Genomic DNA, 24,977 nt, shown 5'->3' on the forward strand with positions numbered 1-24,977 from the left:
TGTTGGCTGGTCAAAAAAATGGTTAGTTGCTGGCAACTGCTGGCAAAAGTGAAACCCTGTGTAGGCCCAGACGCTATTGTACTGGCCTCCACACGAAATTGTTACCGTCTATCGCCGCCAATGCTGCCGCACGCGGTGCCGACATTATAGTGCGAACGGCAAGGCGGGGCTGAAATTCGCCCGGAAACGGGCCGTGGGCATGCGGTCTCTTGACCTGGCTCAGTTTTTCGCCGGCGGCATCAGGATGCGGCCCGGCGTTGCCAGAATGGCGCCTCCGGCCAGCGCTGTTCGGCGCCGTAGAAGCCGCGCCGCATCTGCAGATAGGTTTCAAACGAGGCGAAGACGCTGCGCCGGTAGCCCGCCGCCATGCCCCGGTCGCCCGCCAGGCAGGCTTCCGCCACCCGCGCCGCATGGATGCCCGACGCCATGGCCTGGCCGATGCCCAGTGAGGAGATGGGGTCGAAGCAGGCGGCCGCGTCGCCCGCCGCCGTCCAGTTGTCGTCCGCCGGCAGCGAGGCCACGCGGCTGTGAATCGCATAGTGGCGCAGGGCGTTCGGCGCGGGCAGGCGCGGCATGATATCGCGCACGTGCCGCGTGCCCATGGCGGCCTCGCGCCAGGGCGCTTCCTCCTTCAGCCGCAGGCGCTTGAGGATGTCGGCATCCGTGATGAAGGCCAGCGCCACGCGGTCGCCGGGCAGGGGCGCCGCATAATACCAGCCGTGCTCCGTCGTTTCCACCAGGGTGCGGTGGGGCAGGAATTGCGGTTCTTGCAACTGATAATAGGCGTACAGCGCCACCAGCGCGTCTTGCGTGTGGATGGGGCGCTTGCGCTGGCGCACGATGGCCGCCTGCTTGCCGCTGCAATCGATCAGGTAACGGGCCGTCAGGTCCACTTCCTGCCCGCCGGCCGCCACGCGCAAGCGCCATGGGTCGCCGTGTTCCAGCTGCACCAGTTGGGCGGGACGCCACAGCTCCACGCCCGCCTGGCGCGCCTGCTCCAGCAGGATGGCGTCGTAATGCCGGCGGTCCAGGTGCAGGCCGTGGCCATGGCTGCTGAAGACGGCGTCGCGCGACATCAGTTCCGCGCTGCCCCAGGCGGCCGCGTGGGAAAACGCGGGCAGCTGGGCGCCGTCCAGCAGGTCGCGGCCCACGCCCAGAAAGTCCAGCATCGAGAAGATGGACGACGAGACCGTTTCGCCGGCCCGGTAATCGTCGAACAGCTGCTTTTCCAGCAAGGCGATGCGCAAGCCCGTGTAGCGGGCCAGGGTCAGGGCGGCGGCCGTGCCGGCGGCACCGCCGCCGACAATGACGACGTCGTAACCGCGCAATGAAGACATGCTCAATGGGAAAACCGGCGCCGGTTGGCCGGCATGATTTTCTTCGGCGTGTCATGCAGGGCCACTTGCGCGCCGCCGCTGGCAAACAGCTGCGAGGCCTTCTCGGGCGCCGTCTGCGGATCTTCATCCTTGAGGAACCACGCAGGCAGGTAGTTGGCATCGTCGCCCGTGATGAAACTGCTGGCATTGCCGACCCCGACGCTGGCAGCCACGAATTTCGCGTGATTGCGCTCCTTTTCCACAAAGTACGGATACTGGCGGCCCGATTCGGCATCCTCGTTCTGGTTCACGATGAAACCCAGGTAGTGCCAGGAGCTGATCATCTGCGAAAAACTGTTCATGCCGCGGCTGTACATCACCTGCATGCCGGCCGGCACGCCGGCGAGCGCCTGTTCTTCCTTGGTGGTGGCGCCATTGATCACGTTCCACGGGCTTTGCGGCGGCCACCAGTAGGCGTAATAGGTGGGCGGCACGGGAATGAGCGAATCGGGATTCTTGACGATATCCGGATTGTCGAAGTTGATCATCTGCACGGAGCAGTCATAGAAGTCGGCTTGCCATGGAATCGCCATGCGCTTGGTCAGGTCGCCCGGTTCGCAGCCGGTGCCGAGCGTCGGATCGCTCCAGTCCAGCGGTTCGCACTCGTCGCGGCCCGGCGACAGGCCGTTTTTGGCGTAGTCGGCATCCACGCGGTGCAGGATGGCGTACGGTTTCTCGTAGATGACGGGATTGCGCACGCTCCACGTCACTTCGATGCCGGGACACATGGGTTCGCCGACGCAATTGCCGATGGTCGCGTGGTCGAGCGGGTCGATGCCCGGCAAGGCCAGGCCCGGCGCGTCGGGGGCGAATTTGCCGGCCGCCCATTGCTGCAAGGCAAAATATTGCGTATCCGTCAGTACCGAAAACTTGCTGATGACGTTGTTGCGCACGGAATTGCTGCCTGAATTCAAGGGCACGAGGGGGATGCCCGCGCCGGGATTGTCCGTGGTGGCGGCGCTGAACAATTGTCCGCCCTGGCCGCCCGTAAAACCCGGCACCTGTTCCTTGGTGCCGGGCCGGATGGCCGACGGCTTCCTGAAATAGCTGAGGAATTTTTCCCGCTGCGGCCGGTTCGCTTCCGAGGCATCGGCCACGTCGAAGTTGGGGCGGATGAAGGCCGTCATCGACGGCACCGTCGCCACCCACTGGTAATCGCCTATCCTGGCGAGGAATGGCTGAATGTCCTGCGCGTAATTGACGACATAGTCGGGGTTCCAGCCATCGCTGCCGCTCCAGCGGGCCGCGTCATAGGCTTCGGGCAGCGCGTTCTTGTATTTGATGGCCATGTCGGCCACGACGTCATCCCAGGTGGAAATATTCACCAGTTCTGGCGCGAACTTCGGCGAACCGATGACCACCCAGGCTTTCAGTTCCACGGAGGGGCTGCCATCCTTGAAATGGATGGTTGCGCTGACGGGGCCGTCGGCCACGTCATCATTCCACGTATCGCCGCCGCCGAAGCCCGTGATGCTTTCCGAGCCGCCGGCGCGGCCATAGGCGCCGATCACCAGCAAGTTGCCGCGCGAATCCGTGCGCATTTCTCCCAGGGTGCGCACCGGATAGCCTTGCGTGATGGCTTGCGGATCGGGGAAGGACACGTGCTTGTACGCGCCGGCGCCGTCCTTGTCGAACTGGGCCTTGCCCAGCGGCGCGTCGAGGGTGCGCGGTCCCGGATCGACGATCAGTTTTTGCCGTGCCGCCTCTCCCGTGACGTCGCTGTTGCGCAAATTGGTCCAGGACGTGGGCGTGAGGTTCCAGGCGGGCGGCGTATTTTCCCAGGTTTCATAGCTGTTGTACGGGCCAAACATCAGGTCGCCCAGCAGGGGAATGAAGTTCCACCAGGCCGCCTTCTTGTTAGCCACGTGCACTGTCCACTCGATTTTGGCAATGCTCGGGTCTTGCAGGTCGACCAGGACTTTTTCCCCGGGACGTCCCGCCACGGACTTGTAGATGCGGAAACTGGCCGCCTGGCGCCGCACGCGGCCGGCCGCATCCTTGAACTGGGCAACGTGGACCGGCTTGCCATCGGCCAGCAGCGGATCGTTGTTGCCGTCCGCTTCGACCGGCAGCCCGCCGATGGTTTCCGGCGCCAGATAGAACGAATCATGGCTGTTGCCCACGCGGGCGATGCCGATGGATGGGTGGATCGAGTACTGTTCCGTGCTATTCATCAAGTTTTCCCCTGAAAGGTTGGCAATCCTGGTGGCATATCTGGCGGCAGCTACGGGGAAAGATACAGAGAAAAATTGCCAAAAAAGTCACCCATTGTCACTGGCCGTCAATATATTCCGCTCCTGTGATAGCGCTCAAGTCAACGATTCGGGAATTTCCTGGCACGCGCACGCGTAATGGAGCGGGGCGGTTGCGTATGAGCTTGTATGATGTTGCTAAAAAGAATTATCACAAGCCGAGCGGGCGCCACTGCCCGTCCGGATGCCTGTCCAGTAAAGGAAATCATGATGTATAAAACAGTGCGCGACCTGTTCCTGCATTTCAAGGAAGCCGTCCCATTCCGCCTCGTCCCCGCCCTGATCTGCACCGCCTTGCTTGTCGGCATGCTATTGCTGCCGGCGCCCGAAGGCTTGACGCCCAAGGCCTGGGGCCTGGTGGCGATCTTCCTCACCACGATACTGGCGATCATATTAAAAGTCATGCCGATCGGCGTGATGGCGATGATGGCCATCGTCATCGTATCCTTGTCGCAGGTGACGTCGACCTCGTCCAAGGGCGCCATCACGGATGCGCTCAGCAGTTTCTCGAATCCTCTGATCTGGCTGATCGTCGTGGCGATTCTGATATCGCGCGGCCTGAAGAAGACGGGGCTGGGCAGCCGCATCGGCCTGCTGTTCATCTCGCTGCTGGGCAAACGCACCATGGGCATCGGCTATGGCCTGGCGATTTGCGAACTGGTGCTGGCGCCATTTACGCCCAGTAACACGGCACGCGGCGGCGGCATCGTCCACCCCGTCATGAAATCGATCGCCAACGCCTTCGATTCGGACCCGGCCAAGGGCACGGAAAAGAAGGTGGGCACGTATCTGGCCCTCGTCAACTACCATGCCAACCCGATCACCTCGGCTATGTTCCTGACGGCCACGGCGCCGAACCCGCTGGTGGTCGATTTCGTCGCCAAGGCCAGCGGCCAGAGTTTCCACCTGACGTGGACCACCTGGGCCCTGTGCATGCTGCTGCCGGGCCTGGTCTGCCTGCTGGTGATGCCTTTGATCATCTATTGGCTGTCGCCGCCGGAACTGAAAGCCACGCCCGACGCCGTCACCTACGCCAAGGCGGAATTGAAAGGCATGGGCCCGCTGTCGCCGCCGGAAAAAGTCATGCTGGGCACCTTCGCCCTGTTGCTGCTGCTGTGGGCCAACGTGCCCGCCATGCTGTTCGGCCCCGCATTTTCGCTCGATGCGACGGTTGTCGCGTTTGTCGGCTTGTTCGTGCTGATCATTACCGGCACCATCGACTGGGACGACGTGCTGTCGGAAAAAAGCGCCTGGGACACTCTGGTGTGGTTTGGCGCCCTGGTCATGATGGCCGAGCAGCTGAACAAGACGGGCGTGATCGCCTGGTTCTCGGCCGGCATGAAGGCGGCCATCGTCGCCAGCGGCATGGACTGGCTGCCGATCGCCGCCGTCCTCGTGCTGGTGTTTGTCTTTTCGCATTACTTCTTTGCCAGCACGACGGCCCACATCAGCGCCATGCTGCTGGCCTTCCTGACGGTGGGCCTGCACCTGATCCCGGCCGAATACCACGTGCCGTTCATGCTGATGATGACGGCCGGCTCGGCCATCATGATGACCCTGACCCACTACGCGACGGGTACCTCGCCCATCATCTTCGGCAGCGGCTTCGTGACGATGGGCAACTGGTGGCGGGTCGGCTTCATCATGTGCGTGGTGGAACTGCTGATCTTTGCCGTCGTCGGCACGACGTGGTGGAAGGTGCTCGGCTACTGGTAAGGCAGCTCGCCGCGCACGACTTGCAGCAGATAGTCGCGCGCCGCGGCCTGTTCCATGCCTTTTTCCTGCAGCAGCGGCAGCAGGCGCTCAAACAGCTGGCGCCGCCGCAGCGATGGTTCGGACCTGTCGCGCCGGTCCGAAAAGAAATCCATCAGGGTCGAGCCGCACAGGCAATTGCGGTAGACCTCGACGATGGCCACGTTGTTGTCATCGAAACTTTGCTTGAGCCCCGAGACATTCTGGCGCATCGCCCGTGTCTGCCCGATGAACTCGTGCGCCGTGGCGAAGACGCGCCCGCAGCAGGCGCAATGCTTGGGAAAGGCCGCTTCGGCCAGGGCGCGCAAGCCTTCGAAGAACAGCTGCTCCTGCATGATGGCTCCTGGCGGCGCGCTAGGCGGCGCGGTTGCTGATCTCGATGCCGTGGGGCCCCCGCGGCGGCCGCTGCACGCCCGATTCGAAACGCTGGAAGGCTTCCAGCAAGTGGTCTTTCAGCAGGGTTTCGTCCCACGGCTTGGTGATGAATTTGTACACCGAGCCTTCGTTGATGGCCGCCGTGACCGAATGCAATTCAGGGTAGCCGGACAGCATCACGCGCACGATCTCGGGATAGACGCCCTTGATGCGGCGCAATAGTTCGTTGCCCGACATGCCCGGCATGCGCGCATCCGTGAGGATCACGCCCACCGCGTGCGAGGCGACCAGTTCCAGCGCTTCCTGCGGATTGGTGGTGCTGAGTATCTGGTAGCCTTCCTTGCGCAGCGAGCGGCGCAGGGCGGACAGGATATGCTCCTCATCATCGACCAGCAGCAGCACGCGCTGGGGCGCCACGGCATGGCAGCTCTCGGGCGGCAAATGGGTGCCTGCATGCAGCATCAGATCCATCTCGGCGCCGGGCAGGGGGCGGCTGAAGTAATAGCCTTGCATGGCGTCGCAGCGGTTGGTATTGAGAAAACCCAATTGACCCTCCGTTTCCACGCCTTCGGCCACCGTGGTCAGGTGCAGGGACTTGGCCATGGCGATGATGGAGCGGGTCAGCGACGCGCCATCCACGCTGTCGGTCACGTCGCGGATGAACGATTGGTCGATCTTGACCACGTCGATGGGGAATTGCTTCAGATAGGACAGGCTGGAATAGCCGGTGCCGAAGTCGTCCAGCGACAGGGTGACGCCGATTTCCTTCAGCTGCTCCAGCGCCCGCACCACGAGGTCGCGGTTCTGCATCAGCACGCTCTCCGTCAGCTCCAGTTCCAGGCAATGCGCCGGCAGGCCGCTGTCGTCCAGCACTGCGCGCACCAGTTCCGGCATGTCGACCTGGCGGAACTGGCGTGCCGACACGTTGACGGCCATCGTCAGGTGCGTAAAGCCGTAGGCATGCCAGACGCCCAGCTGCGCGCAGGCCGTGCGCAGCACCCATTCGCCGATGGGCACGATCATGCCCGTTTCCTCGGCGAGGGGAATGAAGCGGTCCGGCGGCACCAGCCCGATGCCGTCGCGGCGCCAGCGCAGCAGGGCTTCCATGCCATAAATCTTGCCGCTGGTGAGGTCGACCTTGGGCTGGTAATGCAATTCCAGCTCGCCCAGCGCCAGCGCCTGGTGCAGCGCGTGTTCGATTTCGGCCCGCTCTTCCACCAGCACGCCCATCTTGTGGTTGTAGAACTGGCAGCCATTGCGGCCCTTGTCCTTGGCGCTGTACAGGGCCGCGTCGGCCGTCTTGAGCAGCATGTCGGCGCTGTCGCCGTCGGAGGGAAAGACGCTGGCGCCGATACTGGTGCTGACGTGCAAGGTATGTTCGCCCAGCACGACAGGATCGGCGAACAGCTCGAGCACTTTTTTCACGATCTCTTCGGCCGTCCCGATGTCGGGCAGGTCCGTCAGCAGGACGACGAATTCGTCGCCGCCCTGGCGGGCCACGGTGTCGCCTTCGCGCACGGCCAGCTTGAGCCGGCGGGCCACTTCCTGCAGCAGCGCATCGCCCACGGGGTGGCCATAGCTGTCGTTGACAAACTTGAAACGGTCGAGGTCCAGCATCAGGGTTGCCAGGTGCAAACGGGTGCGGCGCGCGTGGGCGATGGCCTGGCCGATGCGGTCGTTCAGCAACTGGCGGTTGGGCAAGTCCGTCAGCGCATCGTGGTTGGCCAGGTATTCAATGCGCCTTTGCTGCAGCTTGCGTTCCGTGATGTCCTGCACGGTACCGCGCATCAGCAGCACCTGATGGCCTTCGCGCACGGCTTCGGCCTGGTGAAAGACGATGCACTCGCCGCCATCGGGCTGCCGCACCTTGTGCTCCAGGCTGTAGCTGGTGCCGTTGGCATGCAGTTCCATGAAGGCATCGAGCAGCAGGGGCCGCTGGTCTTCGGGCAGGCATTGCAGCAAACGGTCGAAGCTGGTGGGGCCGGAATCGGCCTCCAGGCCCAGGATGCGCAGCAGTTCCGGCGACCAGTAGCCGTCGCCGCCGGTGCCCCGGTATTCCCAGTTGCCGAGGCGGGCCAGCGCCTGCGCGTGGCTGAGGCTTTCCTGGATACGGCTCAGCTCGGTGAGCGCGCTGCTGGCCCGCAGCAGGTAGCGCAAGCGGTGCGCCAGCAGCCGCCATTGCATCGGCTTGGAAATGAAATCGCTGGCGCCCGCTTCCAGTGCCTGCTTGATGGAGTCATCGTCGTCGTTGCCGGTCAGTACGACGATGGGCACGTGCGCGCCGCCGGGCAGCCGGCGCAACTGTGCGCAGCATTCGAAGCCGCTCATGCCGGGCATGGCGACGTCGAGCAGGATCAGGTCGGGCACGCCGCGCTGGAAGGCGGCCAGCGCTTCCAGGCCGCTGGCCGCTTCCTCGATGCGGAAGCCTTCCGGCTCCAGCGCTTCCGTCACGAGGATGCGCGTCATGGTGTCGTCATCGACCACCAGGACCAGTGCTTGCGGGGGCTGTGCGGTATTCATGGGGTTTCCTTCTCAATGGCCAGGGCGGCGAGGACACGGTCGAGTTCTTGCTGGATGCCGCGGATATGCTGCAGCGCGCCGCCGACGTCATTGCCGAGCGCATATTGTTCGATTTCACGGCAGGTGGCCGACAAGCCCAGCGCGCCCACGTTGGCGCAGCTGGACTTGAGCGTGTGCGCCGCCAGCTGCAGCGCCGCGGCGTCGCTGGCCCCGGCGGCCACTTCCAGCTGGCCCAGCAGGCGCGGGGCGTCGCTGTAAAACAAATCGATGATGCGGCCGAGCACGTCGGGACGGCCGGGACGGCGCATGGCGCGCAGGTTTTGCAGGGCGGCCGCGTCGAGGATGGAGCCTGTTTCAGCCGGCGCCGCCGGGGCAGCCTGCGCCGGGACGGCTTCCGCCGCCGTCTCCACCGTCTCCGCTGCCGCCGGCGGGCGCCAGCGGGCCAGCACGGCCAGCAGGGCGGCGCGCGTGTACGGCTTGGCGAGGTAGTCGTCCATGCCCGCGTCCAGGCACAGTTCGCGGTCGCCCAGGATGGCGTTGGCCGTCAGGGCAATGATGGGCGTGCGGCTGCGGCCTTGCTGGGCTTCCATGCGGCGCAGGCGCCGGGTCGCCTCGAAGCCGTCCATTTCCGGCATCTGGCAATCCATCAGGATCACATCGAACGGGTAGCGTTCCCACAGGGCCAGCGCGCGCCGCCCGTTGTCGGCCGGCGTGGCCTCGTAGCCCGTGTCTTCCAGCATGGCCAGGGCGATTTCCTGGTTGATCGCGTTGTCTTCCACCAGCAGCATGCGCAGCGGCGCCTGGCTTGCGGCCGGGGCCGCCGTATCGGGCGGGGCGGGCAGGGCAGCCGTCGCTGGCGCCAGGGTGTCGAAGCCGCCGACGGCCTCGATGCAGTGGCGCAATTCCAGCGCCCGCACGGGCTTGGTCAGGCAGTATTCCACGCCCAGCGCCGTCACCTGGCGCAGATCGGCCGAGGCGTCGATCGAACTGAGCATGATGATTTTCAGCGCCGCCATGCGCGCGTCGCCCTTGATCGCCCGCACCAGCTCGGCGCCATCCATGACTGGCATGCGCATGTCGATGATCGCCAGGTCGAACGGGCGCCCGCTGCGCAGCGCGCCTTGCAGCAGGTCCAGCGCTTCGGCGCCGTCGGCGGCGCTGGCGGCGGCCATCTGCCACTCGATCGCGTGCTGCAGCAAGATACTGCGGTTGGTGGCGTTGTCGTCCACGATCAGCACGTTCAAGGAATTGAGCGACACGCGCGGCGGCGGCGCCACCGGCGCATCCTCGGGCGCCACCTCGCCGACGACGACGGTGACGGCGAAGCTGGAGCCCTGTCCCGCCACGGACTGGAGCACAATGTTTCCGCCCATCATTTCCGCCAGCTGCTTGATGATGGCCAGGCCCAAACCCGTGCCGCCGTATTTGCGCGAGGTGGTGCTGTCGGCCTGGCGGAACGGCTGGAAGACGGCCGCCGCCGCTTCCGGCGCCATGCCGATGCCCGTGTCGCGCACTTCCAGGCGGATCTGGCCGGCAGCGGGACAGCTGACATCGACGGAAATTTCGCCCCGTTCCGTGAACTTGGTGGCGTTATTGAGCAGGTTGGTGAGGATCTGGCGCAGGCGCACGGGGTCGCCGCGCACGTGCTGCGGCACGTCGGAGGCAACGCGGCAGGTAAATTCGATGGCCTTGCGCTGGATGCCGTTGGCAAACAGCGCCACCACATCGTCGATCACCTGGCGCAGGTCGAAAGGGATGTGTTCGAGCACCAGCTTGCCCGCCTCGATCTTGGAAAAATCGAGGATGTCGTCGATGATGCTGAGCAGGCTTTCACCCGAACGGTGCACCGTGTGCACGAAACGCCGCTGCTTGGGACTCAGTTCCGTGCGTTGCAGCAATTCCGTCATGCCCAGCACGCCATTCATCGGCGTGCGGATCTCGTGGCTCATCTTGGCCAGGAATTCCGATTTGGCGCGGTTGGCGGCATCGGCCTCGGCCTTGGCCTGCGTCAGCGCCAGGTCGCGCTGTTCGACGTGCTCGAGCATGCCGTTGAAGCCCGTGATCAGTTGCCCCAGTTCGTCGCTGCCGTGCTGCGCGACGCGCACCGACAGGGCCTTGCCGTCGCGGATATGCGCAATCGCGTAGGACAAACGCGCCAGCGGCCTGGCGATCGATGCGCTGATCAGGCCCGTGATGGCCACGCAGGCCAGCAGCAGGACCAGCGCGATGCCGAGGATCAGCACGAAGGCATGCCGCACGCCGTCGCGCACCTTGGCCACCGCATCCTGCTGCTGCCCCGTGATGCGCGCCACTTGCTGTGCGGAATAGGCGGCCTGTTCGCGCTCGAAGGCGCGCACATGGTCGATGACGTCGTTCAGCGCCGTCTGGCTGTCCAGCACGCTGCCCTTGGCCTGCACCAGCCGCCGTCCCGAGCGTTCGACTGCGTCCAGGTAGGTGTTGACGACCCTCGTTTCGGCCAGCAAGCCCAGCTGGCCTATGCTTTGCTGTAAGGCCTGCATGGTGGCCATGTCGCGGTGCAGGGCGCTGATGCGCCGGGCGATATCCTGGCCCAGCCGGGTGACGTCGGCGGCGGCCGTGCCCAGCATGACTTCGCCCACGTCGATGCTGATGGCGTCGACGGCAAGGTTGATTTCACCGCTGGCATCCTCGATGCGGGCCGAGGTGCGCATGTAGCGGCCGGCCTCGGCCATGCGGTCGCGTCCGATGGCCAGCTGCAGTTCGATGGGATCGAGCTCCTCGGCCAGGCGCAGGTGGGCAGCGGCCAGGGCCATGCTGGTTTGCTCCTTGAGAGCAAGATAGGCAGCCTGCCGCGCCGCGCTGGCGCCGCCCTCGGCCAGCAGGCCGGCGCGCAGGGCCAGCAAGCCGGCGGCGGGATCGAGCATCTGGCGCGCCGTGGCCAGCAGGGTCGCCCGCAGCGTCTGCTGGGCCGGGCTGATGTCGCGCTCGCTGGTTCCCGCCAGGTGCGCGACGGCCGCCGTCAGCCGCTCGCGCAGGGGAGCGATGCGGAAACGGTTCTTCACGGCTTCCGTTTCGGCCAGCGCAATCTGCATGTCGTGGATGCTCTTGCGCAGGTCGGTCAGGTAGCGGGCATTCTGGTTCAGGCGCTGGCTTTGCAGCTGCACTTCGGCGGCCGTGGCCTGGGCCTGGCTGTCGACCACGCGGATCTTGCTGCGCGCGCCCTTGGCGGCGGCCTTGATCCGCGCCAGCACTTGCCGCATCTCCGTTGCCTGCGCCTTGTAATAGGCCTCGTTTTCCAGGCGCTTGCGCACGGCGACGCGCATGCGCTGGAATTCCCGTTCGAAGGCCGCGTGGTAGCGGGGCGCCTGCGATTCGCCATGGCGCCGCAAATCGTCGCTGATGCTCTCGGCGGCCTCGATATTGGCGCCGATCTTGTTCGATACCTGCTCGAGCTGCGCCAGGTCTTCCGCCTTGCCCAGCTCGAAAAAGTCCGACGCCATGTCCTGCACGGTATAACGCAGGCGCAACACGTCCGTGTACAGCGGCACCGTCTCGTCGGTCAAGCCGTGGACATGGGTTTCGATGCCTTTCACCAGCAGCAGGCTGGCCGCCGCCATGGCCGCCACGCCGGCCAGCAGGACGGTGGTACTGATGATCAGCTTGGTCCTGATTTTCATGCCAGGCTCCAGGGCGGGCCGCAAAAATGGGCGCGCATCACTTCGCGCCAGGCGCCAGGTCCGCCGGAACGATTTTGCCGTCGGCGATACGGGTCAGGAAAACGGCCGTCGACGCCTGGTGATTGTCCGGCCGTAGCGTTACCAGCATGCCGCCCAGATCGAGCCGGTCGAACGTTTCGAAACTCCGGATCAGGCGCTCGCGCGTGAGGTCGGCGCCCGTGCGGCGCAGCGCCGCCACCATCAGGGTGGCCGAGATGCAGCCTTCGAAACTGACGAAAGACAGCCTGGCCGCCGGCACGTGCCGGGCCAGTAGGGCGGCGCAGTCGGCGGCGATCGGCAACTGGCGGTCTTCCGGCAGGGGCACCACTTGCGAAATCACGATGTTGTTGCCTTCCGTGCCCAGCAGCTGCAGCAGGCTGTCGGTACCGACAAACGATACCGTGGCCAAGGCCGCCTTCAGCCCGGCCTGACCCGCTTCGCGCACGAATGCGGCCACGGGCGTGTAGGGGCCGGCCATGATCACCGCTTGCAGGTCGTGGCCGATCAGGGCCGCCAGGCCCGCCTTGACGGCCGTCGTGCCGCGCTGGAACGATCCCTTGGCAACGAGTTCCATGCCGCGCCGCTGCAGCGCGCGCACGGTGCCGTCGAGCACGGCATTGCCGAAACCGTCGTCCTGGTACAGCACGCCAAAGCGCTTGATGCCCCGGCTGGCGAAGTACTGCACCAGGGCATCGGACTCATCGTCGTAACTGGCGCGAAAGTTGATGATTTCATGCACCACGGGGCGGCGCAAGGTCATCGCGCCCGTAAACGCGCCCACCAGCGGCACCTTCATTTCCTGCACAATCGGGATGACGGCGTTGGTGGTGGGCGTGCCCACGTTGCCGAACAGGGCGAATACCTGTATTTCCTCGACCAGCCTGAGCGTTTCGCTGATGGCGCGGTCCGGATCGTAGCCATCGTCGGCCACCACCAGCTCGATGCTGCGGCCGTGGATGCCGCCGCTGCGGTTCGCTTCCTGGAACACGGCCGTCGCGCCATCGAGCATGGCCCGCCCCAGGCCCGAGGCCGCCCCCGTTTGCGCATTGACCATGCCCAGCCGGATGTGCGTATCGGTGACGCCCGGTTCGGCGGCATGGGCTATGCCGGCCACGAGAGCGATAGCGAGCCAGCAGCATTCCGGGGAAAAGCGCATGAGCTACCTTTATGGAGGTTGACCGGTATCAATAGGCATGGGGTTGACAACGAGTATGGAGGAAATTGCCAACAAAAAACTCACACATAGTCACGGCGCCCGAAGCCGTTGCGGCGCAGCTCGTTCAAGGCACGGTCAGCTGTACTACCACCTTGCCCCGTGCGCGTCCCTGCGCCAGGTAGGCCAGCGCCTGTTTGGCTTGAAGAAAAGGAAACACCTGGTCGATGACGGGGCGGATGGTGCCCGCTTCGAGCAGGGCGGCGATCTGCGCCAGCTGGCCGCCGTCGGGACGCACGAAGTGGAAGGCATAGCTGGCGCCGCGCCGCCGTGCCAGGCTGATGATCTTGCGGCTGAGTAAACCGAACACCAGTTTCAGCACCGCGTGCATGCCGCGCGCGCGGGCGAAAGCGGCGTCCGGCGGGCCGACCAGCGAGACGACGCGGCTGCCGGGCTTGACGATGCGCAAGGCTTTTTCCAGCCCGTCGCCGCGCACCGTGCCCAGCACGGCGTCGTAATCGCGCAGCACGTCCTCGAACGGCTGTTGTTTATAGTCGACCACCTCATCGGCCCCCAGGCTGCGCACCAGTTCCACGTTCGCCGTGCTGGTGGTCGTGCCCACGCGGGCGCCCAGGTGCCGGGCCAGCTGGATGGCGAACGTGCCGATGCCGCCGGAACCGGCCGGGATGAACACTTTCTGACCCGACCGCAGCTGCATGCGCTCGTGCATGGCTTGCCACGCCGTCAAGCCCGCCATCGGAATCGACGCCGCCTGCACGAAATCGAGGTTCACCGGTTTCAGCGCGGCCGCCTGTTCCGCTACGACGGCAAATTCGGCCAGGCTGCCGTGCGGCGTGTCGAAAATGCTCGCATACACGGCGTCGCCGACCTTGAAGCGCGTGACGCCGCTGCCGACTTCCACCACCACGCCGGCCAGGTCGCTGCCCAGGGTGGCCGGCAAGCGCAGTTTTAATATCGGCTTGAAGTCGCCCCTGGGAATCAGGTTATCGATGGGGTTCAGGCCGACGGCGTGCACCCGCACCAGCAGTTCGCCGGGGCCGGGCGTGGGGCGGGGCAGGTCGGCAAACGCCACGTGATCGAGGCCGCCGTATTTTTTAAGTTGCAATGCTTGCATGATGTTCTCTCTGAATGCGGGAAAAAATGCTGGCGTTCAGGCCAGGCGCAGGTCCTTGCGCAAGCCGGCGTCCATCAGCGCGGCGGGCAGGAAACGGCGCATCAGGCGCAAGCGCGCCGCCAGCGGCCCGGCCGTGTAGCGCAATGTCGGCTGGCTTGCCTGGGCCGCCGCCAGGACCGTGTCGGCCACGACGCCAGGGTCGTCGGCGCCGGCCATCAGCGCTTGCAGCCGGCGCGTGACGTCCGCGCTCACTTGCCGGTAGGCGGACAGCGGCGTATCGGGCGCCAGCAGATTGGCTTCGAACGTGGTTTTCGTATAGGCCGGCTCGATGACGCTGGCGCGGATGCCCCAGCCGCGCACTTCATGGTCGAGCGATTCCGTGTAGCCCTCGATCGCGTGCTTGGTGGCCGAATACAGCGCGCCGTAGGGCATGGGCAAAAAGCCCAGGACGGAACCGATGTTGAGGATGCGCCCGCCGCCCTGGGCCCGCATGTGCGGCAGCACGGCCAGGGTCATGCGCACGACGCCGTAAAAATTCGTGTCGAAGATGGCTTGCGCCTGTGCCACGCTGCTTTCCTCGGCGCCCGCCGGCGCCACGCCGAAACCGGCGTTATTGACGAGCAGGTCGATGCGGCCTTCGCGCCGCATCAGCTCGGCCACGGCGGCAGCGACGGACGCGTCGCTGGTGACGTCGAGCGCCAGCATCGTGTAGCCGACCGCATCGGCTTGCGCGCCGCGGCGGCTGGTGCCGTACACCGTGTAGCCCGCTTGCGCCAGGCGTTGGGCCGTGGCCGCGCCGATGCCGGACGAGGCGCCGGTGACCAGGGCAATCTTGTTATCGTTCATGGCAGTTCCTTCAGTGGTGGATAGTGCTGAATATGATGATCGTCATATTGTTGTTTGAAAAAAAGCCCGGGACGGACCTGGGCCATGGGTGTTACGGCTGGTTTGTGTTCTGGAACTGCGCCAGGGTGGCGGCGCACAGGGCGTCCGACAGCGCCGGTTCGTCGACGGCGCGCGCCAGGATGGTGGTGCCGATCATGGCGCACACCGTCGCCATCGCTTGCGCGTGCGCTTCGGGCTGGCCCCAGTTCGGCAGCTGGCGCGCGAACAGGTCGATCATTTCCTTGATGTGGATGGTGGCGGCGCGCCGCACCTCGGGCGCCTGGCGCGGCATTTCCGAGCCCAGCGCCGAGACGGGGCAGCCGACCTCGATGGCGGCGATGTGTTCGGGCGACAAGTAGGCGGCCAGCATCGCCTGCAGCGCCTGGCCGGGCGGGGCGGCGGCCGCCACCCTGGCCGCCAGCGCCACCGCTTCGGCGCCCGCGCGGTCGCCCGCTTCGGCCAGCAGCGCGTCGCGCGAGGCGAAGTGCGCATAGAATCCGCCGTGCGTCAGGCCCGCTTCCTTCATGATATCGGCCACGCCCGTGCCCGCATAGCCGCTGCGGCGGATGGCGCGCGTGGCCACCTCGACGATGCGTTCGTGGGTGGCTTCCTTGCGGCTTTGCGCCGAGGGTTGCTTGTCAGATGATTTGTTGGCTGAGTTCTGCATGATGGGCATCATATCGCAGTTTTCAAAACCGTGCAGGGCCTGTGCCGGCAAAGGCGTTACGATGCACGCTATCGACATGCGACCAGGAGCGACAGATGGCAACTCTTTCAACGGCAACGATGGAATACCTGTTTTCCTACGGCACCTTGCAGCAGCCCGAGGTGCAACTGGCCACCTTCGGGCGCCTGCTCGACAGCCGGCCCGACCGCTTGCCCGGCTATCGTCTGGCGCTGCTGGCCATCTCTGATGCGCAAGTGGTGGCGACCAGCGGCAAGACGCATCATCCGATCGCCTCGCGCGGCGAACCGACGGATAGCGTGCCGGGCGCCGTACTGGCCGTCTCGCTCGAGGAATTGCGGCAGGCGGACGGTTACGAGGTGGCCGACTACCGGCGCGAACGCGTGACCCTGGCGTCGGGCCTGCAAGCCTGGGCCTACGTGGATGCGCGCCATGCCGCTCCTTGAGCGGCATCGCAACAGGTGAATGGGGGAAAAGTGCGGAAGTGCCGGCACGGGCGGCTTGCCCATGCCGGCTATTGCAAGGTCAGGCCAGCTTGCGCTTGCCTGCGGAGACGCGGTTCCAGCCATAGCCGGCGATGATGATGGCCACGATGGCCGCCTGCGCCAGCAGGGTTTCCGCCGTCGGCAGGATGCCCAGCAGGTCGATGCGCATGAAATCGACGGGGGTCACGCCGACCCAGCCCGCTTCCTGCAGCGCGGCCACGCCTTTGCCCATCAAAATCACGGCCAGCACGGCCACGAAGGCCGACGTCCACGAGAAGAACTTGCCGATCGGCATGCGGGCGCTGGTGCGCAGCAAGGCCCAGGCGATGACGACCAGCAGCACGATGGCCACCAGGAAGCCGCCCAGCAGGGCGCCGCCGTTGCCGTCCGCCGCCAGGGCGGAATAGAACAGCACGGTTTCAAACACTTCGCGGTAGACGGCGATGAAGGCCAGGGCGAACAGGCCCCAGGCCGAGCGCCGCGTCATCGCCGCCGTGAGTTTCTCGTGCAAATATTCCTGCCAGCGCCCGGCGCTGCTCTTCTGGTGCATCCACAAGCCCACGCTGAGCAGGACCAGGGCCGCGAACACGGAGCCGAGACCCTCGCTCACTTCACGGCTGGCGCCGCTGATGGTCACCAGATACGTCGCCGCCACCCACGTCAGGCCGCCCGCCACCAGGGCGCTGGCCCAGCCTGCATGCACGTAAGGCAGCACGTCGTTGCGCTTGGCCTTTCGCAGGAAAGCGATGATGCCGATCACGATCAGCAGCGCTTCCACGCCTTCGCGCAGCAGGATCGTCAGGGCGCCGACAAAAGTCGTCATCGGATCGGCCTTGGCGTCGCCCAGTTCCGCTTCCACGTGGGTAAACAGTTGCTGCAGCTTGTCGCCGGCCGCCTCGGCGTCGGCCACCGTGCCCTTGGCAACGGCGGAGCGGTAGGCCAGCATGGCGTTTTCCACGGCCAGCAGCAGGGATTTGTTGCGCGCGCCCACCATCGGCTCGATCGGCTCGAAACCGTCCAGGTAGGCGGACAGGCCCAGGCGCGTGGCGCCTGCGCGGTCGCCCGCGTGCATGGCGGCCAGGCTTTCGGCCAGGCGCATACGCGACAGGGCCAGGCCGGCAGGCTTGTGCGCCTCGGCCTTGTCAGGATGGCTGCGCAAGTATGCCGTCAAGGCTTGCGCCTCGTCCGCGCCCAGCTTGGCGGCCACGGCTTCCTGCGTCAAGGTCGTCACGGCGGCCAGGTCCGCGTACAGTTTTTTGCTGCGCGGATCGTCCTGCCACAGTTTTTCGCCGCGCGCGCTTGCCGCCGCATCGTGCGACATGCCGCCGATATAGAAGGCCAGGTCCCAGCGCTCGTTTTCGGACAGCTGGCCGAAACTGGCCATCGAGGTGCCGGCCACGCCTTGCGAAATAACCTGGTACAGGGCCATCAGGCTGCGCGACTGCGCCCGTTCGCCATCCGTGAAGGCGATCGGTTTCGGCTCCAGGCTGGCCGCCAGCGGACCATCGCCGCCGCCGGCCACGCCGTGGCAGGAAGCGCACTGGGCCGCATACAGGGCCGCGCCGCGCGCCAGGTTCGGCAGTACTTTCGGTGCCACGGGGATCGGGTAGGCGGCAATCAGCAAGCCGTTCGCGTGGTGCGCCAAACGCTTGACTTCCGCGCCATCGGCCTTGGCCACGACGGCTTTGCGCAGGTCGGCGATGGCGGCAGCGATGGCCGCCTGTGACGCGTGGGCGGGCAGGGCGGCGATCTGCGTCGTCGCGTTGTCGGTAAAGTCGAGCATCTCCGCGTATTCCGCCTCGCTGACCACTTTGCCGTGCTCGACGGCGCCGCTGTAATCGACGGCAACATAATCAATCAGTTGCCACAATTGCTTGGCGCCGGCGCCAGGATCGGCCGCCTGCGCCTGCGCGCCTCCGGCCAGTAACAGGCTGAGGCTGGCAGCCACGAGCGGATAGCAGACCAGCCATCTCTTGATAGAAGTGAACATGATTCTCATTCTCATTTGTCGTTAACCCGGCGACTATAGGACAGACGGCGCAGGGTGTCAACGGCGCACGGGCGTGCGTGGGCGCAAAACAGCGCTGCCCTGGCCGATATTGCTGGCCAGGTGCAAGGCGTTTGCGCAATGGAATGAGGTAAATTGAGGGCTACTGCTTCGATGCCGTTTTGGCGTACAAGCCCCTGGACAGGCCATTGTCCGCATCGTCGACTTTCAGGCCGCCGTGGACGACGCGCAAGGCCAGCTTCTGGAATGCCTGGCCCCGCAGCCACTGCGCGTCGGTGACGGCGAACGCGGCGATGCGTTCCTGCGCGCGCGCCGCCGGCACGGCCAGCCATTGATAGTCGGCTGTTGAACCCTGGCGGCGCAAGCCGGCGCGCACCCAGCGTTCCGACGCCGGCATGCGGACGATGGCGTCGCCGTTCGCCACGCTCACCGCCGTGGCCGTCTTGCCGCTTTGCGCCTCGAATTTTACCTCCACGCCGGCCATCGGCCCCACTTTGGGGAAGCCGACGATGGCCACCCACAGGCCCGCTTCGGCCGGCTTCTGGATGCGCATTTCCGCTTCCTCGAACACGCGGAACTGCGGCTCCTTGCCGCCGTTGCCCGTCACCAGGGTCACCGTGTCGCCGGCAACGCGCCATTCGCCGCTGGCTTGCTGGTCGGTATTGCCGTAGCTGAGCACCCATTCGAAGGTGCCGTCCTTTTTCAGCAGCAGCTCGGAACCCGTTTCCATGACGCCTTGCAGGTAATAATGCCCGGGCAGCGTTGACGGGGCCTGGTCGGCCGCGCCGGCGGCAAGCGGCCAGGCGAGGGCGACGCAGGCCAGCAGGCCGGAGAGGGTTTTTTTCATCGCGGTGTCCTTGTTGTGTCTTTTATGAAATGCCATGATAGCAACGGCAATTGCTTGCCGTCGCACCATAGGACACACCGGCCGCGCGGCGGCGTCGCGCTCAGCTGCTGCTGAAATCGAGCACCACGCGCGAGGCGACCTTGCCATGCTCCAGGCGGCTGAAGACTTCGTTGATGGCCGACAGCGGCTGCAATTCGATGCCGGCCGTGACCTTGCCGGTGGCGGCAAACGCCAGCGCCTCGGCCATGTCCTGGCGGGTGCCGACAAACGAGCCGCGTATCGTTACGCAATTGGCGACGACGTCGAACAGCGGCGTCGGAAAGTCGCCCGGCGGCAAGCCCACCAATACGCAGGTGCCGCGCTTGCGCGTCATCGCCACGCCTTGCTGGAAGGCATCGATCGATGGCGCCGTGATGAGTACGCCATGGGCGCCGCCGCCCGTCGCTTCGCGCAAGGCTGCCACAGGATCGCCCTGGCGCGCATTGATCGTCACTTCGGCGCCGAGGGCGCGGGCGTGCTCGAGCTTGCCTTCATCGATGTCGACGGCCGCCACGCGCAAGCCCATCGCCACCGCATATTCGATGGCCAGGTGGCCCAGTCCGCCGATGCCGGACACGGCCAGCCACTGGCCCGGCCGCGCGCCCGTTTCCTTGATGCCCTTGTAGCTCGTTACGCCCGCGCAGATGATGGGCGCCGCCTGCACGGCGGAAAGACCGGCCGGAATATGCGCGACGTAGCGCGGGTCGGCCAGGATGTATTCGGCGAAGCCGCCATTTTTCGTGTAACCGCCGAACTGCGCCTCGGCGCACACGGTTTCCCAAGCTGCCAGGCAATGTTCGCAATGGCCGCAAGCGGAATAGAGCCAGGGCACGCCGACCCGGTCGCCCAGCCGCACCTCGGTCACGCCCGTGCCCAACTCCACCACCACGCCGATGCCTTCGTGGCCGGGAATGAATGGCGGCGTCGGCTTGACGGGCCAGTCGCCGCGCGCCGCATGCAAGTCCGTGTGGCAGACGCCGCACGCTTCCGTCTTGACGAGGATCTGGCCGGGACCGGGAACAGGCACGGGTACGTCGCGCAGCACCAGCGGCTGGCCCAGTTGCTCGACAACGGCGGCTTTCATGGTAGTGGGGATCATGGTATTCCTTTGAAGTGGGTACGGAGTAGTGCGGGGCGCAGACGCGGACCATCGTCTATTGGATAGCGACTTGCGCATGATCATATTCTGCTGCACACGATACAAAAATTGATTGATATACATCAACTTATACGGGGAGAGGGGAATCCGTTCTGCTATAAACAGGCTTACATTAATTCCATAATTCGACTATCATGGAATTATTAAACAAGGAAACCACCATGCATGACTTGCCCAACATCAGCGCAGCCCACCTCGATACGCCGACCCTCGATAAACTGGCGCCGCCGGCGGTGGCCACGCATCCGCCCCGCATCCTGCTGCTGTACGGTTCGCTGCGTGAACGTTCATTCAGCCGCTTGCTGACCCTGGAGGCGGAGCGGCTGCTCCAGCATTTCGGCGCCGAGACACGGGTTTTCGACCCGGATGGCTTGCCCATGGTCGACAGCGTCAGCCCCGACCATCCCAAGGTGCAGGAATTGCGCGCCTTGTCGCTGTGGTCGGAAGGCCAGGTCTGGTGCAGCCCGGAACGCCATGGCGCCGTGACGGGCGTGTTCAAGTCGCAGATCGACTGGCTGCCGCTGGAAATGGGCAGCGTGCGTCCCACGCAGGGGCGCACCCTGGCGGTGATGCAGGTGTCGGGCGGCTCGCAATCGTTCAACGCCGTCAACGGCTTGCGCGTGCTGGGCCGCTGGATGCGCATGGTGACGATCCCGAACCAGTCGTCCGTCGCCAAGGCTTACCAGGAGTTCGACGACAACGACCGCATGAAACCGTCGCCGTACTACGACCGCCTGGTCGACGTCATGGAAGAATTGTATAAATTCACCCTGGTCGTGCGCGACCGCTCCGATTACCTGACCAGCCGCTACAGCGAGCGCAAGGAATCCATGCCGCTCGATGCGCGCGCCCTTGCCGCGGCGGCCATGGAACACGAGACGCCGGGCAAGTAGCTTATTAATTGCCTATTAATAAGGGTTTCGGCGCATACAGCGCATTCTGGAATTCCGGCACATATTCATATTTCATCATCTTCCCTAGCTTCAATGACTTGAGATAGCTGGAGAAGCTGCCGTCGCCCAGTGCCAGGTCGACCGCTTCCGCGTTCGTGCTCGTTGCATGGCTGAGCTGGCGCGAAACGGCAAAGCCATAAGTGAGCTGGCCGGCGCCATCCTGGTTGGTGAAGCTGTTCGTCACCAGCTCGGCCTGGTGCGACAGGCCGTGCAGCTTTTTCCCCGCGAAGACAAAATCGAGCTTGCCCGTTGCGCTGTCCATGACTTCAAAGGAGACGGCGGCGTCCGTTTCCTTGCGCTCGATACCGGTCAGCCACTTGGGCAAGTTGTAGCCAACGACACCGCGCACCCTGGCCAGTTCCGTGTTCACGGGCAGCTTGAGCACATAGCCCCAGAAATCCTTCGACAGCGATTGGCCCAGCAAGGTGAAAGGGCCGAAACTGGCACTGCCAGGCTTGTTGGTCACGATCGCCAGGGAAATTTCATTGTAGCTGTCGTTGTCGCAATATTCATACGCGTATGCCGTCAATGCCACCGCGCCCCGGCCCGGCCATACTTGCAATGGCTGCACCTGCTTCAGTATGTCTTCCGGCATCAGTTCCTTCAGCCTCGCCAGGTCCGCCGTGAAGACGGCCGTGATTTTATTGTTTTTATAATAGAAATTCGGTGAATACGAGTCAAAGCCGATGGCGACCTTTTCTTTTTTGATTCCCTTGAACCAGCTCAAGTCCACGTCTGGCGCTTCCGCCGCGATCACCGACAAGGGCGGATTCGAGCGATAGCGGTCGTACAGGCCGCCGGCCGCCACCGGCACGTCATGGCCGGCGATATCGATGATGACCTGCTTGTTGTCAACAGGACTGTCGGCCCGCGACGGGGCTGCGGCAATACTCAATACCAATGCGGATACCGCCGCGGCAATTTTCATGTTCATTGCTTGCACCTTTTATGTTGGATTTAAAATTCACACGCCGCTATTCATCCGGCGGCGATACTGCCGGTTCCTGATGGCGGTTTCCCATTGCTGCATCGCCAGCGCCAGGGCGGGCGCCACATTGGGCCGCGTTGGCTTGCCCTGGCTCAGGCGCCGCAGCTGATACTTGACCATCGCCATGTAGCCGATCGACGACAGCACCTTGTTTTTCCAGGTAATGGCCCTGAGCAAGGGGCTGGCCGATTGATCGGCACGCCATGCTTTCGGCAAGTGCGGGTCGATGGCCAGCGCCGTTCCCATCCCGGCCATGGCGATGCCGCTGCCCAGCACTTGCTCGACCACCGGGTAGCGGCGTATGCCGCCCGTCACCATGATGGGCATCGTGGCCACGGTGGCGATGTCCTTGGCAAACTCCAGGAAATACGCTTCGCGGGCCAAGGTGCGGCCGTCGCGGGCCTGTCCATGCATGGCAGGGGCTTCGTAACTGCCGCCGGACAATTCGATCAGGTCCACGCCCAGGCTGTTGAGCATGGAAACCACGTGTTTGGCATCCTCCGAGCTGAAGCCGCCTTTCTGGAAATCCGCCGAGTTGAGTTTGACGGCGACGGCAAAGCCTTTGCCCACGGCTTGCCGCACCCCGTTGACGACGTCCACCAGCAGCCGCGCCCGGTTCTCGAGCGAGCCGCCCCAGCGGTCCGTGCGTTTATTTGTAATAGGGGAGAGGAACTGGCTGAGCAGGTAGCCGTGCGCGGCATGGATTTGCACGCCCGTAAAGCCGAACTGTTCCGCCAGCTTGGCGCTGTTGATGAAGCGCTGCTTCACGTCGGCAATGTCGGCTTCCGTCATTGCACGCGGCGCGGAAAACTGCTTGGAAAAGTTGCCCATATCCATGGGCACGGCCGATGGCGCGATGGTTTCCTGTCCCATGGCGGCCGGCATCTGGCGTCCGGGATGGTTAATCTGCATCCAGATCTGCGCCCCGCGTGAACGGGCAGTGCGCGACCATTGCTCGAAGCGCACGCCAAATTGCGCAGAATCGAGTACCACGCCGCCGGGTCCCGTCATGGCGCGGCGGTCGATCATCACATTTCCCGTGATCATCAGGCCAACGCCACCGTCGGCCCATGACTGGTACAGGCGGATCAGCTCCTGTGAGGGCGCGTGATCGTTGTCAGCCATGTTCTCTTCCATGGCGGCTTTGGCGAGGCGGTTCGGAATGACGCTTCCATTGGGCAGCGTCAGTGGGGTAAAAGGCTTCATGCTTATCTCCAGGGTTGCGATGGCCTCACGATAAGCTTTAAGCTAACTTGAAGGTCAAGCTCTAAAATGCACTTTTTTTGCCTGTGTCCCGTTCGCAACACGGGCCGGAAGAAATGCAGCAGCCTGAAACAACAAATTCCTGTCACCACCCATCTGCCGCTTGACATTCAAGTTGGCTTTAAGCTTATAGTGGATCACATGGCGCAGGCCACTCAACCATCAGGAGGACGATCCCATGTCAGTTTTCAAGCAGCTTTTCCTCGCGCTCATGCCCTTGCTGTTCATGCAGATCGTTGCTGCGGAACCGGCGTCACCAAAGCGGGAACCGGGCACGGTACTCGTGGTCATGACCAATCATTCCCAGTATCCGAGCAGAAACGACCATACCGGGCTCTGGCTCACGGAACTCACCCACGTATATGACGCGCTGAAGGACGCCGGCTTTGGCGTCGACTTCGTCAGCCCGAACGGCGGCGCCGTGCCGCTCGATGAGCGCAGCCTGGGATGGTTGTATATGGATGCCACCGCAAAAAGCCACTTGAAAGATCGCGCTTTCATGGCGGCTTTGGCGTCGACACGAGCGGCGGCCGACATCGATCCTGCTGGCTACCAGGCTATTTTCTACACGGGCGGCCATGGCACGATGTGGGATTTCAAGGGCAACCAGGACCTCAAGCGCATTGCCGAGGCGATCTACCGCAACGGCGGCATCGTTTCTTCCGTCTGCCATGGCGCCGCCGGCTTGCTCGACCTGCAGGACGACAACGGCAAGCCGCTGATACAAGGGCGGCGTGTGACGGGCTTTTCGAATACGGAAGAATCGCTGGCCGGCATCAAGGATCAGGTACCCTATCTGCTGCAAAGCGAGCTCGAGGGCAGGGGAGCGCTGTATGACAAGGGTTTTCTACCGTTTGGCAGCTTCGTCATGACCGATGGCCGCCTCGTCACGGGCCAGAACCCCGGATCGAGCAAGGAAGTGGCGCAAGCGCTGCTCGCGGCCCTGCGGAATAACACACCACAATAAGGGAGCAGGAAAAAAGATGAAAATCGGCGAACTGGCCAAGCGCAGCGGCCTGGCGGCGTCCACGATACGCTTCTATGAAGCCAAGGGCTTGCTGAAAGCCGTGGACCGGCAATCGAACGGCTACCGCGACTATCCGCTGGAAGCGGTGGCGGTCCTATCCATCATCACCGACGCCCAGCAGGCGGGCTTTTCCCTGGACGAAATCAGGCAGGTCTTGCCGGAGGATATTTCATCATGGAAACATGATGAGCTGATGGTGGCGCTCAAGAAGAAGATCGCCGATATCGAGTCGCTGGAAGTGCGGCTGGCGCAGAACAAGGCCCATCTTTTGTCGCTGATTCAGCTGATCGAGGCAAAACCCGATGAGCTGGACTGCAAGGATAATACAGCCAGGATCATGGAAAGCATGGGGATAGCCAGCAAAAAATGAAGACAAAACT

General features: G+C 64.4%; 19 protein-coding genes. 5 read left to right on the forward strand and 14 right to left on the reverse strand.

Annotation, left to right across the window (positions count from 1 at the left end; translation table 11 throughout):
* Positions 1-239: 239 nt before the first annotated feature.
* Positions 240-1,337 carry a tryptophan 7-halogenase gene (locus IGS60_RS06565; RefSeq protein WP_230503094.1) on the reverse strand — a complete coding sequence of 366 codons (1,098 nt, stop codon included), beginning with the start codon at positions 1,335-1,337 and terminating at the stop codon, positions 240-242.
* 2 nt (positions 1,338-1,339) lie between these two features.
* Positions 1,340-3,550 carry a CTQ-dependent lysine 6-oxidase LodA gene (gene lodA / locus IGS60_RS06570; protein ID WP_230503095.1) on the reverse strand — a complete coding sequence of 737 codons (2,211 nt, stop codon included), beginning with the start codon at positions 3,548-3,550 and terminating at the stop codon, positions 1,340-1,342.
* Positions 3,551-3,838: 288 nt separating this feature from the next.
* On the opposite strand from lodA, the gene IGS60_RS06575 reads away from it, so the two are divergent.
* Positions 3,839-5,344 (forward strand): anion permease, encoded by a 1,506-nt coding sequence (locus tag IGS60_RS06575; protein ID WP_230503490.1) that lies wholly within the window; start codon positions 3,839-3,841, stop codon positions 5,342-5,344.
* On the opposite strand, the gene IGS60_RS06580 is transcribed toward IGS60_RS06575, so the two are convergent.
* From IGS60_RS06580 to IGS60_RS06610, 7 genes are all read right to left on the reverse strand, one after another.
* A complete protein-coding gene (locus IGS60_RS06580) occupies positions 5,335-5,715 on the reverse strand; it encodes a hypothetical protein (RefSeq protein WP_230503096.1) in 381 nt (126 codons plus the stop codon). The genes IGS60_RS06575 and IGS60_RS06580 overlap by 10 nt on opposite strands.
* 19 nt (positions 5,716-5,734) lie before the next feature.
* Positions 5,735-8,275, reverse strand: coding sequence for an EAL domain-containing protein (locus IGS60_RS06585; RefSeq protein ID WP_070288429.1), 2,541 nt, complete (start codon positions 8,273-8,275; stop codon positions 5,735-5,737).
* A complete protein-coding gene (locus IGS60_RS06590) occupies positions 8,272-11,931 on the reverse strand; it encodes a hybrid sensor histidine kinase/response regulator (protein WP_230503097.1) in 3,660 nt (1,219 codons plus the stop codon). The genes IGS60_RS06585 and IGS60_RS06590 overlap by 4 nt, the downstream gene beginning before the upstream one ends.
* A gap of 37 nt (positions 11,932-11,968) precedes the next feature.
* On the reverse strand, positions 11,969-13,126 hold the full coding sequence (locus IGS60_RS06595; protein WP_230503098.1) for an ABC transporter substrate-binding protein: 1,158 nt from the start codon (positions 13,124-13,126) through the stop codon (positions 11,969-11,971).
* A 124-nt stretch (positions 13,127-13,250) separates the two neighbouring features.
* Entirely contained in the window at positions 13,251-14,258 is a 1,008-nt protein-coding gene (locus IGS60_RS06600; RefSeq protein WP_230503099.1) for an NADP-dependent oxidoreductase, read from the reverse strand.
* Positions 14,259-14,294: 36 nt separating this feature from the next.
* Positions 14,295-15,104 carry an oxidoreductase gene (locus IGS60_RS06605; RefSeq protein WP_230503100.1) on the reverse strand — a complete coding sequence of 270 codons (810 nt, stop codon included), beginning with the start codon at positions 15,102-15,104 and terminating at the stop codon, positions 14,295-14,297.
* A gap of 91 nt (positions 15,105-15,195) precedes the next feature.
* Positions 15,196-15,822 (reverse strand): TetR/AcrR family transcriptional regulator, encoded by a 627-nt coding sequence (locus tag IGS60_RS06610; protein ID WP_230503101.1) that lies wholly within the window; start codon positions 15,820-15,822, stop codon positions 15,196-15,198.
* An 83-nt stretch (positions 15,823-15,905) separates the two neighbouring features.
* On the opposite strand from IGS60_RS06610, the gene IGS60_RS06615 reads away from it, so the two are divergent.
* On the forward strand, positions 15,906-16,274 hold the full coding sequence (locus IGS60_RS06615) for a gamma-glutamylcyclotransferase family protein (RefSeq protein WP_230503102.1): 369 nt from the start codon (positions 15,906-15,908) through the stop codon (positions 16,272-16,274).
* A gap of 79 nt (positions 16,275-16,353) precedes the next feature.
* Here the strand turns inward: IGS60_RS06615 and IGS60_RS06620 are convergent, their stop codons facing one another.
* The 3 genes from IGS60_RS06620 to IGS60_RS06630 all read right to left on the reverse strand — a co-directional run bounded on the left by IGS60_RS06620 (position 16,354) and on the right by IGS60_RS06630 (position 20,303).
* Positions 16,354-18,303 (reverse strand): cytochrome c/FTR1 family iron permease, encoded by a 1,950-nt coding sequence (locus IGS60_RS06620; RefSeq protein WP_230503103.1) that lies wholly within the window; start codon positions 18,301-18,303, stop codon positions 16,354-16,356.
* A gap of 160 nt (positions 18,304-18,463) precedes the next feature.
* Entirely contained in the window at positions 18,464-19,168 is a 705-nt protein-coding gene (locus IGS60_RS06625) for a copper resistance protein NlpE (RefSeq protein ID WP_230503104.1), read from the reverse strand.
* Positions 19,169-19,268: 100 nt separating this feature from the next.
* The gene (locus IGS60_RS06630) at positions 19,269-20,303 is read right to left on the reverse strand and encodes a zinc-dependent alcohol dehydrogenase (protein ID WP_217494522.1); all 1,035 of its coding nucleotides are present in this window, start codon (positions 20,301-20,303) and stop codon (positions 19,269-19,271) included.
* Positions 20,304-20,500: 197 nt separating this feature from the next.
* On the opposite strand from IGS60_RS06630, the gene arsH reads away from it, so the two are divergent.
* Entirely contained in the window at positions 20,501-21,259 is a 759-nt protein-coding gene (arsH, locus tag IGS60_RS06635) for an arsenical resistance protein ArsH (RefSeq protein WP_230503105.1), read from the forward strand.
* Between the two features lie 4 nt (positions 21,260-21,263).
* Here the strand turns inward: arsH and IGS60_RS06640 are convergent, their stop codons facing one another.
* Positions 21,264-22,247 (reverse strand): acetoacetate decarboxylase (ADC), encoded by a 984-nt coding sequence (locus IGS60_RS06640; RefSeq protein ID WP_230503106.1) that lies wholly within the window; start codon positions 22,245-22,247, stop codon positions 21,264-21,266.
* A gap of 36 nt (positions 22,248-22,283) precedes the next feature.
* Positions 22,284-23,513 carry an NADH:flavin oxidoreductase/NADH oxidase family protein gene (locus tag IGS60_RS06645; RefSeq protein ID WP_230503107.1) on the reverse strand — a complete coding sequence of 410 codons (1,230 nt, stop codon included), beginning with the start codon at positions 23,511-23,513 and terminating at the stop codon, positions 22,284-22,286.
* Positions 23,514-23,748: 235 nt separating this feature from the next.
* On the opposite strand from IGS60_RS06645, the gene IGS60_RS06650 reads away from it, so the two are divergent.
* Both IGS60_RS06650 and IGS60_RS06655 read left to right on the forward strand, forming a co-directional pair.
* Positions 23,749-24,537 carry a type 1 glutamine amidotransferase domain-containing protein gene (locus IGS60_RS06650; RefSeq protein ID WP_230503108.1) on the forward strand — a complete coding sequence of 263 codons (789 nt, stop codon included), beginning with the start codon at positions 23,749-23,751 and terminating at the stop codon, positions 24,535-24,537.
* Positions 24,538-24,553: 16 nt separating this feature from the next.
* The gene (locus IGS60_RS06655; protein ID WP_230503109.1) at positions 24,554-24,967 is read left to right on the forward strand and encodes a MerR family transcriptional regulator; all 414 of its coding nucleotides are present in this window, start codon (positions 24,554-24,556) and stop codon (positions 24,965-24,967) included.
* The last annotated feature ends 10 nt before the right edge of the window (positions 24,968-24,977 follow it).

Source organism: Janthinobacterium sp. FW305-128, assembly GCF_020858135.1.
Lineage (GTDB): Bacteria > Pseudomonadota > Gammaproteobacteria > Burkholderiales > Burkholderiaceae_D > Janthinobacterium.